We start from the raw sequence: 14,609 nt of genomic DNA, 5'->3' as shown, positions 1-14,609 counted from the left end.
GCGGATTTTTCCCCCTGAACGCCAAGCGAGAGCGTTATCGGAGACCCGCGCGGAAATCAACGAGAGACACCTCGCGGCCCGAAGGCACCGAACGTACCCCCGTGTGGCCAAACGTGGACGCCATAAACGCTACCCCACCAAAAAGGGCAAACATCAAGGCGTTCGACATCAGGGTCCGGCCACCATCAGAATCCTCGCACCTAGCCTAAGTTAGTGGCATTGGGCCGGAGGGGTCGGAGTTGGTGACGGGGGAGTTGTTGGCGTAGGCGAACCCGTTCATCTGTTGTGGGTCGTCGGTGTCGAGCACCGGGTCGACGGAGATGAACCTGCCTGTTGCCGAGTCGTACTGGCGGGCGCCGAGGTTGGTCAGGCCGGTGTCGTCCTTGGTGCCGCCGACGAATCCCTTGTCATCCGGCCATGTCGTGGGTGACGTGCCGCGGGGTTTGCCGAACGGGTCCTGCCTGCGCTGGTTGACCTCCAGCGTGTCGGACTTGACCGTGGTCACCGACGTGCCCTGGTGATCGCCGAGCTGCCAGAACAGCCCGCCGTTGGCACCGCTGGTCCTGACTGCTACGACGGAACCGCCGTGGTCGTAGTACCGCCGTGCAGTGAGGTTCTTGGTGCTGTTGTTCAGCACCAGTTCCATGCCACCGAGGTAGAGCGTGGTGGTGGCCGCTTCCCGCTTGATCAAGCGGTCGCCGTCGGCGTCGTAGAGGTAGTTGGACTGGCGGCCGTCGTGCTCGGTGACCTTCTCGGTGTGGCCGAGGGGATCCCACTCCAGGCGCTGGGTCGAGCCCGACACCGTGCGAGCGGTCGTGTTGCCGGTCGGGTCGTAGTCGAAGGTGTCTTGCGAGGTCCCGCCTGGACCGTTCTGGGTGACCGACCGCAGGGTGTGCGGCTGGGCACCGTTCGGGCCGCCATAGGCATAGGTCCGGACGGTGTCGCCGTTGGACCTGTGGTCGGTTTCCTTGGTGCGGTTGCCCGCGATGTCGTACTCGTAGTCCTGCCAGTAGGGCGCCGGTCCACCGAGTCCGGCCACCGTCGGCTGTGCCTGGCAGTCGCCGTTGCCGGGGGTGAAGGCCCGGGTCATTCGCTTGAGGTAGTCGTGGCTGAAGCATTGCGTGTCGGGCAACGCCCCGGGTGGGCCGTCGGTCAGCTTGGTGATGTTGCCCGACGGGTCGTAGCCGTACTGCCGCTTGGCGATGTACGTGTTGCCTTGGACGTTGCGCTGGACGTCGACGCCGGAGAGCCGCCGGGTGCCTTCCTCGTAGAACATCGAGGTGTAGACGGTTTTGGACCCCGACCCCTGGGTGAGCCGCAGAACCTCGCCATACTTGGAGTACAGCGTCTCCGGCACGTACTTCTCAGCGCCGTAGGTCTCGGTCGGCAGACCAAGCTCGTTGTACTTGTGGAGAACGACTTCCGCGCCCAACCCACCCGCGGCGGGCTGCACAGTCGAGGTGAGCCGACCGGTGCGAGAGTTGTAGGAGGCCTTGAAGTCGTAGTTCCCGGTGAGCTTGTCCTCGCCACCGGGAACCTCGACCCTGGTCTTCGTCGCGCGCCCGGCGGGGTCGAACTCCAACACCTTGTTGACGTAGGACTTGTCACCCGCGTATCGGGTCGAGGAATCCAACAGACCCGGTTTGATCGCGTCATAGTTCCACGAGGCGACCTTGGTCTCCGCCTGTCCGGTCCCGCGCCGCTCGTACTCGGCGACCTTGCGGCCCAGGACGTCGTACTCGGACCGGATTGACATGCCACGGGCGTCGGTCGTCGTGTCGACCTGGTCCACTGCCGTGTAGGTCGTGCGAGTGGTCCCGGCGTCCGGGTCGTGCTCGGCGGTCTTGCGGCCGAGCGCGTCGTACTCGTAGCGCCACACCGACCCGTCCGGGGCGGTGATGGTGTCCTGGAGACCGCGGGCGTTGAAGGCGTACCTGGTCGAGTCGTACGCGCCGGTGGGTTGGCGCCCGTGGTACTGGCGCTTCTCGGTGGCGCGGCCGTGGACGTCCCGGATCACCGTGGTCGTCGTGCCGCCCAGCGGCGGGATGACCGTGGTGCGGTCACCGCCGTAGCTGGACGAGGTACGCCACTGCTCGACGCCGAGTCTGCGGTAGATGACCTCGGTTTCCCGGCCGAGGGCGTCGAACTCGGTGATGGTCTGGTTGGGAACCGCGTTGTCCAGCGGTTCGAAGAGCGCCTTGCCGGGCTCGCTCTCGTTGTAGTAGGCCCCGTTGACCCGGTACTGCTGGCCCCGGGAGTCGTAGCGCCAGTCGTTGAGAAGACGACCGCCCGCGACGGCGGGGAGTTGCGTCTGTCGCTCACGCAGCAGGCCGTCGTAGAGGGTGTAGGAGGCGATGTAGTTGCCGTCTTCGCGCAGTGACTTGGAGGTGACGACAGTCGGTGCGTCGGTTCGGTACTCGTACTCGTAGACCGAGCTGGGCAGTGACGGGTTGTCGGCCTTGGCGTGGCCGGGCGCCCAGACGCGCACGGTCCGGCCTAGCGGGTCGTATTCGATGTCGGCGCGTCGGCCGCTGATGTCGGTCTCGTTGAGCGCCAACGACCGGGCCGGGTCCATCTCGGTGACCGCGCTGAACCCCTTGGGGTCGGTCTTGGTCACCGTGCGGACACCGAAGTCGCCGCCGGCAGGGGTGTAGGCGGTCTTGGTCTTGCGTCCTTCGGAGTCGACGACCTCGGTCGGTCGACCCAACTCGTCGTAGGTGGTCCGCTGCGTGAGCTGCCACGCCGTGCCGGTCCAGCGCTCCGTGGCGGTCAGGTTGCCCTTGGTCGGCGCGGCCCCGTAGGCGAGGCCGTCATAGCTGGAACGGCTCTCTGCCAGCAGATCCGCTGCCGCGCCCGGCCAGTCGGAGCAGGGTTTGGCGGTAGAGCGGATCGACGCCGGGCGGGTGAAGATGTGCGCCGACTCGTTGGTTGCGTAGGTGGTCGTCGCGCAGGTTTCGTCTCCGGTGACGGCGGTGTCGCCGGCGTCGTCGACCTTGGTGGTGTTGCCGCGGTCGTCGAAGGTGTTGACCACGGCGGTGTGCCGCCATGAGCCGTCGCCCATCAGCGTCCGACCGCGGACCTCGGCGGTGTTGGTCATGTACGCCTTGTCGTCCCCGGCGGTCGCGGTCGGCCCGCGTACCCAGGGGATCTTCACCGACACCGACTCCAGGGTCGGACCGTTGTACGCCTGGGATTCCAGCGCGAACCCGGCCAGCCACTCGCTGTCGGTGTGCACCCGCCCGTCGGAGTCGGTGACCGTCACCGTGCGGTTGCCGTTGTTCGGCAGTCGGTCGCCGTCCATTCCGCGCAGGAACCGCTCGACTGTCACGCTCTGCGTGGTGCCCGGTTCACCGACTGTGGTCTGGACCTTGCCGTAGCCGCGCCATTGCGACCACGTGCGGTGGGCCATGTCGGTGAAGTCGTTGTCGTCGAAGTGCCAGGCCGGGTTCTCGAGGTAGTCGTAGTGCGTCTTCTTCAGCGCCGAGTCACCGGTGCGGTCGTCCTCGGTGATGTCGGTCGCCACGTACTTGTGGAACCAGCCGAGCACCTGGTCCTGACCGAACTCGGGCAGCCACCAGCTCGGGAAGCACCGTTTGGCGTTGGACTCCGGGTTGGCGGGCATGTTGGTGCCGTGCACGCATTCCCGGTCGGAGTACTTGACCTCGGTGATGCCGCCCGCTTCGTTGCGCACCCGCTCGACCCGGAACCGGGTGATCGGCGGCAGCCCATCACCGGCCTCGACCCGGTTGGGCATCGAGCGACCGTGGAAGAGGATCTCTGGCTGTGACAGGGTTCCGCCGACGTGGCCGGTCATGGTGATGCCCGCCAGCCAGATCGCGGGGGAGAGGCCGTCCCCGGTGTCGGGGAACTCGTGGCGCAGCGTCCACGAGTCGACGTCGCGCCACTTCACCTCGGCGGGCACGTCGTCGCGGCGGACCTGGGTCAGGACCTTGACCAGGCGCTTGCGGGTGAAGAACGACGGCGAATACCGGTTCTCGCACCGCTCGCCCGCTTTGCAGATCCGGTCGAACGGCACATCCGGCCACGACTTCGCCGTGTCCTTGGTCAGCTGGTCCGGGTTGCAGGCGAACGTCTGGGTGGGCAGGCACCGTTCGGCGGTGTCGAACCACACCCGCGACGGTGCGGGGGCGAACAGGTCGGTCGACACCACGAGCTGGCGAACGCGACCTGGTTGCAGTCCTCACCCGCGTGGTTGCCGAATACCGGAACCGTGTACGCCGAGTTCGTCTCCGGCTTGCCCGCCGCCCAGCCGGGAAGCCGGTTGAGGCCGAGGAAGTACTGGGTACCGTTGGTACTGGTGATCTTCCAGTGCTCACCGTTGTTGTCGCCATTGGTCGCGCCGGTCAGCAGTTCGACCTTGGAGCCGTCGTCCTGCTTGGGCCGCCAGATGTTGCTGGTACCCACCCGCACCAGCTCCGCGGACACGCCGTTGAGCGACATGATCGCGTTGTCGGTCTTCCAGCACAGGTCGCCGGTCTTGCGCTGACCGTTGTTGCCACCGAGGTCGTCGGCGCACGCTTGGTAGCGGCGCTCGATGAACCCGCCGCCCGCGCTCAGCTCCCAACCATCACCGGGCAACCCGGCCTGGTTGTTCGACGAGCTGGTACGGCCGTCGATGGTACCCGAGGAGTAACCGAGGCCTATCTTCGGTGCGATACCGGCGGTCGGTGGTGGGACCCGCAGTGGGATCGAATACGTGAAGTCACCGCTGGAACCACCCGCCGACCACTGGCCCGCGGGGGAGAGGTTGGTGGCCCCGAAGGATCCGCCCGCTCCGGACGGGGCCGCGGCGACCGCGAACACTGCGGACGACGACTTCTGGCCCTCAGGCAGAGCCACGTCCGCGGTGACCGCGCGTTCCTTGACGTTGTTGGTCGAGTGGACCGGCGTGCCGGTGCGGCACTCGGTCCGCTCCGGCGTGGTCGCGGCGCAGTCCGGCAACCGCACCAATGTCAGGCGAGAGCCGTAGTCGCCGCCGTAGGCGTTGGCGAACTCGCGGTAGTCGACACGCACCGACAGCGGAGACCCCGCAGCGCCGCCAGCGTCGTTCACCGAGAACACCAAGCCGGTCACACCGGCTTTCGCCGAGTGGGCTTGGTCGAAAGTCGACACCTTGACCTTCGACCCGGCCTTCGACGTCAACGCGGCCGGCGCGGACACCGACACCGGCAGGTTCCCGGCCTTCTGGAAGCTCACCGCGGGCTTGCCCGCCAAGGCGATTTCGGCTGAGGCGGAACCCGGCCACCGGGTCTCCGCCACCGGCTTGCCCACGGCCTTGTCCACCTCGTTGGGCGGCACGGGCCTGGCCTGGACCGGTCCTCCCGGCACGGACTTCTCTTGCTGCGGAGCGGGAAGGTTCACGTAACTCGGATCGCCCACCGCGGGAGGCGCCTGCACGAGCGTGGCCGTCAAGACCACGCTCATGCACCACGCCATCCCGGGTACCAGGCGTCTAGCGGGCATACCTGACCCCCAAAGGTCGTTTCAATGTGGGGAAACTCAGTTCTGGACGGGCAGCTGGCCGATGAGCTCGTCGGGAAGCGCGCCGGAGTAGACCCGCACACCCCGCACGGCACCGAGGAACGGGTCGACGGCCTGGCCACGCCACACGCCGCCACCGATCATCAACTCACCCGCGCCGTTCCAACCCGTGACGCCCGCGGTCAATCCCGCGAACGCGCCATCGACATACATCCGGACCTCGCGCCGCGCGTGGTCATAGACCGCGGTCAGGTGCACCCACCTACCCGACTCCACAACATCGCTCGCGGGGGCCCACCAGACACCGTCCTGGGTCTCGCTGTGGGAGACCTGCAGGGACCACTTCTTCAACTCGGGCCGGTATTCCAGCATGAACGGCGAGTTGCGCGTGCCACGCAGGCTCACCGCCGCGTACGCCGCGTACTCGGTGGTGTCGAGCCGCACGAACGCCGAGACCGTGTAGGAGCGGTCGGTGCGCAGGGTGGGCCGGGGAGCGTCGACGGCACCGTATCCGGCGCCGAGTTGCCCGGTGAACTTGACGGCGTCCTCCCCGCCGACCTGCGCCCACGTAGCGGTGCCCGCCAGGGTCGCGTTGCTGTTCGTGACGAGGTCCGTGGCAGTGGTACCGGAACCCTTGCTCAGGGGGTAGTGCGCCCGGAGCACGGATTCGTTGGCCAGCGCCGCCGCCTCGCTCGGCACGAGGACGCGTTGGTACGCGCGGACGTCGTCGATCGCGCCTGGGAAGGTCTCGATGCGGTTGCCCGCCCACTGTGAGGCGCCGACTTGCAACGGCCCGGAGGCCGACCAGGTGCTGGTGTAGGTGACCTTCACGGCGAAGGCGCCGTTGACGTAGAGCCGCAACTCGCCCACACCGTGGTCGTAGACACCGGTCAGGTGGGTCCACGCGCCGATCTGCGCGTTCTCGGGTGAGATCGCGCGGGCGTGGACCGGCCCGCCACCGTCCTGATCGCGGCTGAACATCACGATGGCCCACTTGCCGTCGGGCGTGGCCTGCAGTTGGAAACCGCTGTTGCGCGAGCCGTCCTGGGTTACGACACCGGCCCAGTTCCCGGTCTGGTCCAGCCGCGCCCACGCCGAGACCGAGTAGCTGGTCGCGGTGTCGAGCACCGAGGTGTTGGTGTGCAGGTACTTCCCATTGCCCACCGGGGCCGCCTGACCGAGGTAGCCGGTCGCCGTCGTGGTGGCGCCGCCCTCGGCGACCAGAGTACGACCGCCGGTCGAGGAGTCGACCAGGTTGCCGTCGAGCTTCCAGTGCCCGTTCAGGCTCCCGGTCAACGGGTCACCGGCGTTGACGTACACCGGGTAGCGCACGATCGGCGACCGGTTGCCCGCGCGGTCGACGGAGCGCACGAACACGTTCAACGCGCCGCTGGCGGTCGGCGTCCACCGGAACACCCCGGATCCACCCGGCGCGTCCGCGGCGATCCGAGTCTGGGGGTCGTCGTTCTGCTGATCGGTGACCGACCACAGGAAAGCGACGGCGTCGGCGGTCCCGTTCGCGGACACGGTGAACGTACCGGTCTGGCCTACCCCACCCGCCGGTGTCTGCTGCCCGCCGCCCGGGTAGTCGGTCGACGTGATGGCAGGCACGCCTGGCGCCACCCGATCGATCTCGAACTCGCAGTTGCCCACCCACCGGGAACTCTGTCCACCGTCATTGGCGTAGAGGGACCAGTTATAGACACCGTCGACGATGACACCCGAGGGGACCGTGACCTCTGAAAACGATCCGGACGGCACGTTGTCCTGCGTCGCGTTCCACACGAGTTGGCTGTCGCCGACCGGTCCCCGGTGCAGCGCGTACCGCACGCTCAGCATCCCGTTGTCCGGATCCGAGACCTTACCCCGCAATCGGGGCGTGGGGGTCGCGACGAACGGCCGGGTGCCACCGGTCACGCACGGGATCAGGCCACCCTCCATACCCAGTTCCGCGGGCAGGCTCGGGTAGCTGTTGTAGACGACCTCGAGCACCGGGTCCAGCGCGAACTTCCGCCAATCCTCCTGCCTGGCCTCGTTCTTGGCCCGCAGCATGAACGTCACCGTGGCCCACCCCTCAGCGGCGGCCGCGCGCACGGGGCCGTCGACAGGCACCTCGGCGGCGCCGTCACTGGGGCAGTACGCGGCGTTGTTGGCCTTGCCGATGTCCCCCTGCTTGGCACCAAGCGCGGGCTGGTGGTTCCAGGTGGTGTCCCACCCCACCCCCCAGGCGTGCCACAACTCGGTCGGACCACCCGCACAACCCCACGAATGCACCACCCGCGGCCGCACCTTCGCCCGGTGGATCACCTTCCCGTGCATCGCGGCCACGGTGAAGTCGAAGTACGAACGCGAGATGTACCCGTTCTGGTACCCCGCCTTCAAATCGCCGAGGTCACCGCTGGTCTTGTTGAAGTTGTGCTCATCCGGCCACGCACTCTGCACCACCGCGTGGTTGAGCTTTGTCCCCGCCCACCAGTACTCCGGGTCGATCATCACCGGAAACACCCGCTCCTGCGCGGTCAGGTACCCCGGATCCGGCCGCACCACCGTGGCCTCGGGAGTGACCTCGAAACCCATGGTGGACAACGAACTCGCCGACCTGCTCGCCGACGTGGCGGCGACGCGCACCGACGAGTCCCACATGCGCGAGGCGTCACCCCCGAAGACAACCGCCCCTTGCTCGTCGACGACCTCGATCTTCCCCTCGGCGGTCGCCCGAGGCGTCACGCCGCGGGTGTGGTGCGGGAACGAGATCTCCTTGAGCCGGGAATCCGCAGCCGCCTCACGGTTCTTGACCACCAACAGCTGGCTGAACCCCTTGCCGGTCACCCGCACCGTCAAGTCGACACCGGGCAACACCTCCGGATAGGTGGCCACCGCACCACTGAGACGAGGCGCGGGAAGCGCGCCGTCCCAACCGATCCCGATCTCCTTGCCGTCCCTGACCGCGACAGCGAGCCGATCACCCGCTCCACCGCGGGACAGCCGCACGTCGACCGCGGCCGCCTTCGGCCCCACCGACCCGTCAGCTCGCACCTCGAGCGACAGATCGATCGGAACCCACTTGCCCTCCCGCCTGACCCGTTGCGGCTCCAGGCTTTCCCGCCTGGTCAACGTTCCATCAGGGTTGGCCACCACCTCCGCGGTCTCAGTGGTCTCTTCCACCACCGCCACCGGCCGCCCGCTCTCCCCGCCGCGGCGATGGCCGCGGACTCGGGAGTACCGGGCTTGGCAGCCGCCTCGGCGATCGATGGCACGACCGCCACTATGGATAACGACAGCGCCGCACACAGCAGCGCTCTACCAGACACCATCAAGTGACTCCCCCGGACCAAGTCCTGAATGCGCACCCCGGGTGACGCACCGGACACGTCGTGTCAACAACAGATGGTTACCAGGAACCCTCAAAGATCGTCAAAACGTATCGTACGTAGATCTTGAAAATCACCAACCATTGCCACTTTGTCCGTCTTGTCGGACATCGTGGGCCCAATCAGGCAACCTTCTTAGCGACACGCTGCCTGGCCAGCGGATTTCCGCCACCACCGTCCACAAGATCCCGTCACGCCGGGTGGTGGACCACTCCGGACCACTCCACGCTGTTCGCGATCCACCGAGGCAAAGTTCACTATCCGCACACCGCGCTGCCGCAGCGCGACCTCATCGCCGACCGGCCATGATCAAGTATCTAGCGCACAGAAGGCTGTACAACGTCGAGCGGCCATTCGGGTGCAGATCCAGGCATCTTGTGCGGTTGCCAGACGTCGTACTCCAACGGATTGGAGGACGGCCCTCCGCCAAGCGGTACCCGACCGGGGGGAGCTGTGGCCGCGGGTGGTCGAGTGGGCGGAGGAGCAGCAGGCCCTCGGCATGGTCTGCGCCGCCAGCCCACTCGCGCGCAGCGCACCATGAGAGGTGGTGCCGCGTGGATGAGCGCCCCCGGCGTCTCCACCGCTCTGGGCGATGTGGTGTTACCAGGATCGTCCGCGAGTAGAGTGGGCTCATTGGTCAGTGTGCTTCTGCTAGTCGAGACGTGGCAAAGCAGCGAAGATGACCCCATAACCCCGCGGAAGATGCGGCTCCTTGGCCCCCAGCGGCGGTCGAACATGGCCCCGACCAGCGAAAACAGAGAATCCGCTGCGTGTGGGAGAGCGATTTGCGTAGGTTGTGCGCAGTTGTCGATCGGTCGAGTAGGTGCAACTCTCCGATGTGGCTCCTGCGCCTCCGTGGACCAACACGTGGTCGCCCTGGGTGCCTCGGTTGGAGCAGCCGCGACTCGGATTTGGTGTTCTCGCTTGAAGTCATAGCTCGATGGCAACTCTGAGTGGTGCGTGGTAAAGGTCGGTTCACGACACCGCCCTGGTTAACCGGCACCGAGATCGAAGATGCGCTTTCCGCTATCCACTATCCGCGAGCGGACTGCCACGCCTAGGGGTTCGTCGATCCATCGGGTCGATGGAGTCACCACGACCCTGTCATGCTACTGGTCAAGTAGAGCCACAGTAGTGAGGAGTTGATCGTGTCCGCCGATTTGGAACGGCTCACCGCTGAGTTCGAGGGGTTCCAGGCCCGGATCAGGCAAGCTGAGGCGAGGTTCAGCGGCGTCGGGCAGATGCAGGAGCAACTCGCTGAGTTGGAGGTCGTGGCGATCTCGCCCGATCGGTCGGTGCGGGTCGTGGCGGGCGCGGGCGGTGCGGTCAAGGACATCCAGCTGACCCCGGACGCGCTTCGGCAGGCTGCGCCCACGCTGGCCGCCGCGATCATGACCACCCTGCGCGAGGCGGTCGCGGAGGCTGTGCGTCGGCAGGTGGCGATCGTCGACGAGACCGTGGGTGGTGAGCTCGGTGCCAACACCTCCGAGCACGTCCGCCAGGCACAGGCCGAGGCGTGGGCAGCCGGTGCGGGAACCGCTACGCAGTACCAGCCGTCACAACCTCGCGCGGCGCGCTCGGACGACGACGACTTCAGCCACGATTCCATCTACGGATCACGAGGATGACGATGACTGCTCCGAACCACACGAACGTCGATCCGTCCGCTCTGACCGCCTATGCGAGGCAGCTCGGCTACTACGAGACCGAGGCGGTCAACTTCGGCAGGGTCATCGACGCCGCCGACGTGGACAACGAGGCGTGGGGCGTCATGGGCGTGTGGGCCAAGAAGTCGTATGCCGACAAGCTCGCCGACCTACGATTGCTGTTGGCGGACCTGCAGGAAGGCGTGACGGCGCTGTCGGACAAACTGCTCGACACCGCCGCTGTCTACCAGGGCACCGAGGATGACGCGGTCATGCGCTTCGGCGCGCACGAAGTCGCCATCGACGGCCCGCGCTAGGGAGCACCGTGACTAGTCCCAAGAAGAGCATCGCCGAGACGCTCAACGTAACCGAGTACGACGAGAGCCTCGCCGCGAATGCCGACCGCGCGGCAGAGAAGACGCCCGTGGTGGGCAACGTGTGGAAGGCGGGCAAGTCGATCGCCGAGCACGCCCAGCAACTCACCTCCGCCGACGACCTCGGCGACCTCGCCGCCGCATCCGGTCAACTGGCCGCCGATGGTGCCAAGTTCGTCTCAGGCGCCGCGGTGGACGTCACGTTCTTTGCCATGGACCCCATCGGCTGGTTAGTCAGCCACGGCCTGGACATGCTGCTCGAACTGGTCCAGCCGCTGCAGGACGCCCTGCACCAAGTGTCCGGTGACGGCCCGGCGATCGGCCATGCGGCGGAGAACTTCGTCGAGATCGCCCAGGGCTTCTCCGCTCTCTCCGAGGACTTCATCGTCACGGGCGACTCGGCCCTCGCTGACTGGCAGGACGAAGCGGGTGATGCTGCTCGTGCCGCGTTGGCCGACTTCGCCACCGGCATCAGCGGCGTAGGGTCGACCGCGGGTTCGGTCGCCGAGGTCCTGCGAATGTGGTCCATGGTCATGGTGGTCATCGAAGAGGTCATCAAGGCCATCATCTCCGAGCTGGTGTCCTGGCTGATCACCATCTGGCTCCCCGCGCTGGCCTCCTCGGTCATCACGCTGGGCGGTTCCGTCGCCGCCGCCATGACCGCCTCGATCGCCAAGGCGGCAAGCGTTTTCGCCAAGGTCACTAAACACCTGGGGGTCTTCGGCAGGCTGCTCGACGACTTCATGAAGTTCCTGCAGAAGTACGCGGGCAAGATCGAGAAGGTTGCCGAGAAGTTCCGCGTCGGCAAGCTCGTCGAGAAGGGCCAGCGCGGCACCCCCGTGGTCGGCAAGGTGGCCGAACACGACGTCTTCATTCCCAGCCGCCGGGTGCTCACCACAGCGTTCGGTGCAGCCTCGGGCGTCGCGCCGTTGGTAACGGGGGTGGGAATCAAGAGCGGCATCGGCGCCGCCAAGAGCGTGGGCAAGGAGACCTACGAAGAGCTGCGCTCCGACGGGCCCGCGTTCAATGAGAGCGGCATCGGCGGCGACCACGACGTGGAGGAGACGCGGCGCAACCTTGAGATGTAGGTTCGCGCGCACCCGATCGCTGTAGGCTGAGACCTCGTGGAGCGAACGATACCGGTGTACCGCAAAGAGGTCCGGGAGCTTGTGGAGAACCAGTGGCGCGAGACGGCCACAGTGGTTCTCCTCGGCGAGATGGCACCCGAGTACCGGGTTCCTGGTCGACGAACCGACGGCACAGTCAAGGGCACACGTCTCGTCCGCCGCTTCCTTCGAAACACCCTGCTCGTTCCCATCGGCGCGGTCGTCAACATAGTCCTGTCGATCGGCGGTGGTGGTGCAGCGAACATCTTTTCCAGAACCGGCCGCATAACCGGCACGGAGAACTCCGCTGGCGTGACATTTGCCGACACCTGCCGCACTGCCCACACCCCTTGGCTCGCGTTCTCCCAATCCCACCTGGCCCTGGTCGATACGGGCGACCCGTACACCACCCCTGGCGAAGCCTTACCAGCGAAAGTCCTCTGGCAGGCCACTGCTCCAGCCCTGCCTCGAATGTCGATCGCCAACCGGACCATCACCTGGTCCGACGGCTCGGAGTTGCGGTACCACTTAAGCATCGAAGAATCCAGAATCCTCAAGAACTCGCTTGGTGCCACATGATTCCTCCGGCGGGATCTCGATCCATAACCCGGGAGTCGAAAGCGATCGTCGTTGCGAGCATGCTCCCTTCATCGTTCACACGAATGGCGGGATGGAGATGGTCATGCGCCAGCCCGGGGAGCTAGCCAGATCGCCCCGGTGTACGCGCTGCCAGTCCAGCGACGACCGACCGGTTGGGGTGGGAGTCGCAGAGGAACGTTGACGTGGCACGAGCCAGAGTGGCCTGGTAGCGAGACGTCATAGTTCTTCGAACCGAGCATGCTGGGAAGCGCGACCCATGACCTCGCGGGAGATGCGTCTCCTTGGCCCTCAGTGGCGGCCAAACATGGCGCTGACCTGAGGAAATGTAGAATCCGCAGCGTGTGGGGGAGTGGTTCACGCAGGTTGAACGCACTTGATAGCCGGTCAAGTAGGCACAACTCTCCAGTTCTGCTCCAGCTCCGGTGTGTGTTCGATTCCCTGGCGGGAGTACCAAAGGATGAGAACGGGGCTGACCTGCGGATTCGCGCTGGCAGATTGGTTGTGGAGGCGCGCTTCGCGCTGGCGCGGCCAGATGTGTCAGGAGGCGGCGGAGGGTAGGTGCTGACCTGCTCGGCAGGACCAGTCGTACGGACGGGTCTTAGCTTCGCGTGCTGTGAACGTCCGCTTCTCCCGATGAGTGGTGTTGGCGAGCGTCAGGACGGGTGAATGTCGAGCAGGTGCGGTGACGGGAGCTCGGTCCTTGTCGTGTCCGTGACGCTGGCGGCGACCGTTGAACCGGACCACGATCAAGTGGCTGAATGACCGAAACCGGGACGCGGCCAAGGCCGAGTGCCGCAAGATCGACCCGACCTACTCCGCCAAGGGCCGGGACTGCGACGAGTTCCCGTTCGCCGCGACTTGGCAGGGGGCGTCGGCGCAGCCAAACCCGGACCGGGGGCGCTTCTCGGCCTGCCCGGTCAACTCCGACCAGAACCAGGCCGCAGGACGGGAGTTCCAGACCTGGTACGGGGTCGACCGGATTCTCGACGTGTTCGACCCGTTCTACGTCCGGATCGACGGGACTCCGCCGCCGGACAAGCAGACTGGATGTTTCACGTATCCCTGATGTTGAACGCGTGGGGCTCGTGTTTGGCGAGCCCCACGTGGGTTAGGGTGGGCTATGGATCCCTTGTGCCTCACGGTGGTCAGTGGTGTCCCAATTTGTGTCGCGCTGGATCGGTACGGTGGATTTCCGCTTGATGGTGTCGAGATGTCGTTTGACGAGGCAGGGGAAGCTCAGGAAGCGGCCTATCCGCGTGATCTCGGTTATGCGTTGTTCGCCGAGGTGGGAACTTGGTCGATGCTGCTGGAGAACAACGGGTTCACGGGAGCACGGCCTGAGACGTTGCGGCGGTTGTCCGTCGGCGGCGAGGCGCTGACCGCGTATTGGAACGTGACCGCCGTGAGTCGGGTGAGTCACTGGCGCGACGGAGTCGAGTTGACGACATTCGAGTTCGGGGAATTCCCAGACACGCGCGGAGTCGACCAAGCAAGCTTGGACCGGTATCGACCGGGCCTGGACTTCGTGGACGACGGTCGGGAGTCCGCGTTGACGATGGTCGGCAGAGCCATCGGCGCCGAGGTCACGGCCGACTGGTTGGCGCGACGGCGCCAGGCGGCGTTGCTGGTGTCGCACGAGGTGTTCCGGCTTGGTGATCCGGACTCGTTGTTGGCGGCGTACGCGGATATCCGGCCGGATGCGGAGTTCGTCCAACGTGCGGTCCGGGCGGCGTGCTCGGACACCGGCGTGCTGCGACACGGGCTCGTAGCACGATCACTCACCCTGCAACAGGATGATGCCGTCCAGTATGTGCTGTCTTTGCACGCCAGAGAACTGGCGCGGGACGCGGCGGTGGTCGGTGGGCGGGCCGAGGGGATGGGGATGGCCCGGGCGGTCGCGGCAGCAGCGGCGCGGCTAGGCGCAATGCCGGTCGGTTAGGTCATGGCGGGGCTGTAGCCTGCGGTGGTGGATCTTGGGTTGGGTGTGCGCGAGGGCGGCGGTCTGGCCGA

The 14,609-nt window shown here is 66.5% G+C and carries 9 protein-coding genes; 6 read left to right on the top strand and 3 right to left on the bottom strand.

The window, feature by feature from the left end; genetic code table 11:
- Positions 1 to 205: 205 nt before the first annotated feature.
- From CLV40_RS36635 to CLV40_RS36625, 3 genes are all read right to left on the bottom strand, one after another.
- Positions 206 to 4,168, bottom strand: coding sequence for an RHS repeat domain-containing protein (locus tag CLV40_RS36635; RefSeq protein WP_146108417.1), 3,963 nt, complete (start codon positions 4,166 to 4,168; stop codon positions 206 to 208).
- Entirely contained in the window at positions 4,066 to 5,349 is a 1,284-nt protein-coding gene (locus CLV40_RS36630) for a hypothetical protein (protein WP_146108416.1), read from the bottom strand. Before CLV40_RS36630 ends, CLV40_RS36635 begins: the two co-directional genes overlap by 103 nt.
- A gap of 171 nt (positions 5,350 to 5,520) precedes the next feature.
- The gene (locus tag CLV40_RS36625; protein WP_245931824.1) at positions 5,521 to 8,379 is read right to left on the bottom strand and encodes a LamG-like jellyroll fold domain-containing protein; all 2,859 of its coding nucleotides are present in this window, start codon (positions 8,377 to 8,379) and stop codon (positions 5,521 to 5,523) included.
- 1,642 nt (positions 8,380 to 10,021) lie between these two features.
- Here CLV40_RS36625 and CLV40_RS36620 point away from each other — a divergent pair.
- The 6 genes from CLV40_RS36620 (at position 10,022) to CLV40_RS36595 (ending at position 14,538) form a co-directional block, all read left to right on the top strand.
- Positions 10,022 to 10,501, top strand: coding sequence for a YbaB/EbfC family nucleoid-associated protein (locus CLV40_RS36620; protein WP_104483634.1), 480 nt, complete (start codon positions 10,022 to 10,024; stop codon positions 10,499 to 10,501).
- 2 nt (positions 10,502 to 10,503) lie between these two features.
- Positions 10,504 to 10,836 (top strand): type VII secretion target, encoded by a 333-nt coding sequence (locus tag CLV40_RS36615; protein ID WP_104483633.1) that lies wholly within the window; start codon positions 10,504 to 10,506, stop codon positions 10,834 to 10,836.
- 8 nt (positions 10,837 to 10,844) lie between these two features.
- On the top strand, positions 10,845 to 11,981 hold the full coding sequence (locus CLV40_RS36610; RefSeq protein ID WP_104483632.1) for a hypothetical protein: 1,137 nt from the start codon (positions 10,845 to 10,847) through the stop codon (positions 11,979 to 11,981).
- A gap of 54 nt (positions 11,982 to 12,035) precedes the next feature.
- Positions 12,036 to 12,578, top strand: coding sequence for a hypothetical protein (locus CLV40_RS36605; RefSeq protein ID WP_104483631.1), 543 nt, complete (start codon positions 12,036 to 12,038; stop codon positions 12,576 to 12,578).
- A 751-nt stretch (positions 12,579 to 13,329) separates the two neighbouring features.
- Positions 13,330 to 13,665, top strand: a complete 336-nt coding sequence (locus tag CLV40_RS36600; RefSeq protein WP_104483630.1) for a NucA/NucB deoxyribonuclease domain-containing protein — start codon at positions 13,330 to 13,332, stop codon at positions 13,663 to 13,665.
- 54 nt (positions 13,666 to 13,719) lie between these two features.
- Positions 13,720 to 14,538, top strand: a complete 819-nt coding sequence (locus CLV40_RS36595; RefSeq protein ID WP_219824215.1) for a DUF6461 domain-containing protein — start codon at positions 13,720 to 13,722, stop codon at positions 14,536 to 14,538.
- Positions 14,539 to 14,609: the final 71 nt, after the last annotated feature.

This window comes from Actinokineospora auranticolor (assembly GCF_002934265.1).
GTDB lineage: Bacteria > Actinomycetota > Actinomycetes > Mycobacteriales > Pseudonocardiaceae > Actinokineospora > Actinokineospora auranticolor.
This window is presented reverse-complemented; position numbering and strand designations above follow the sequence as displayed.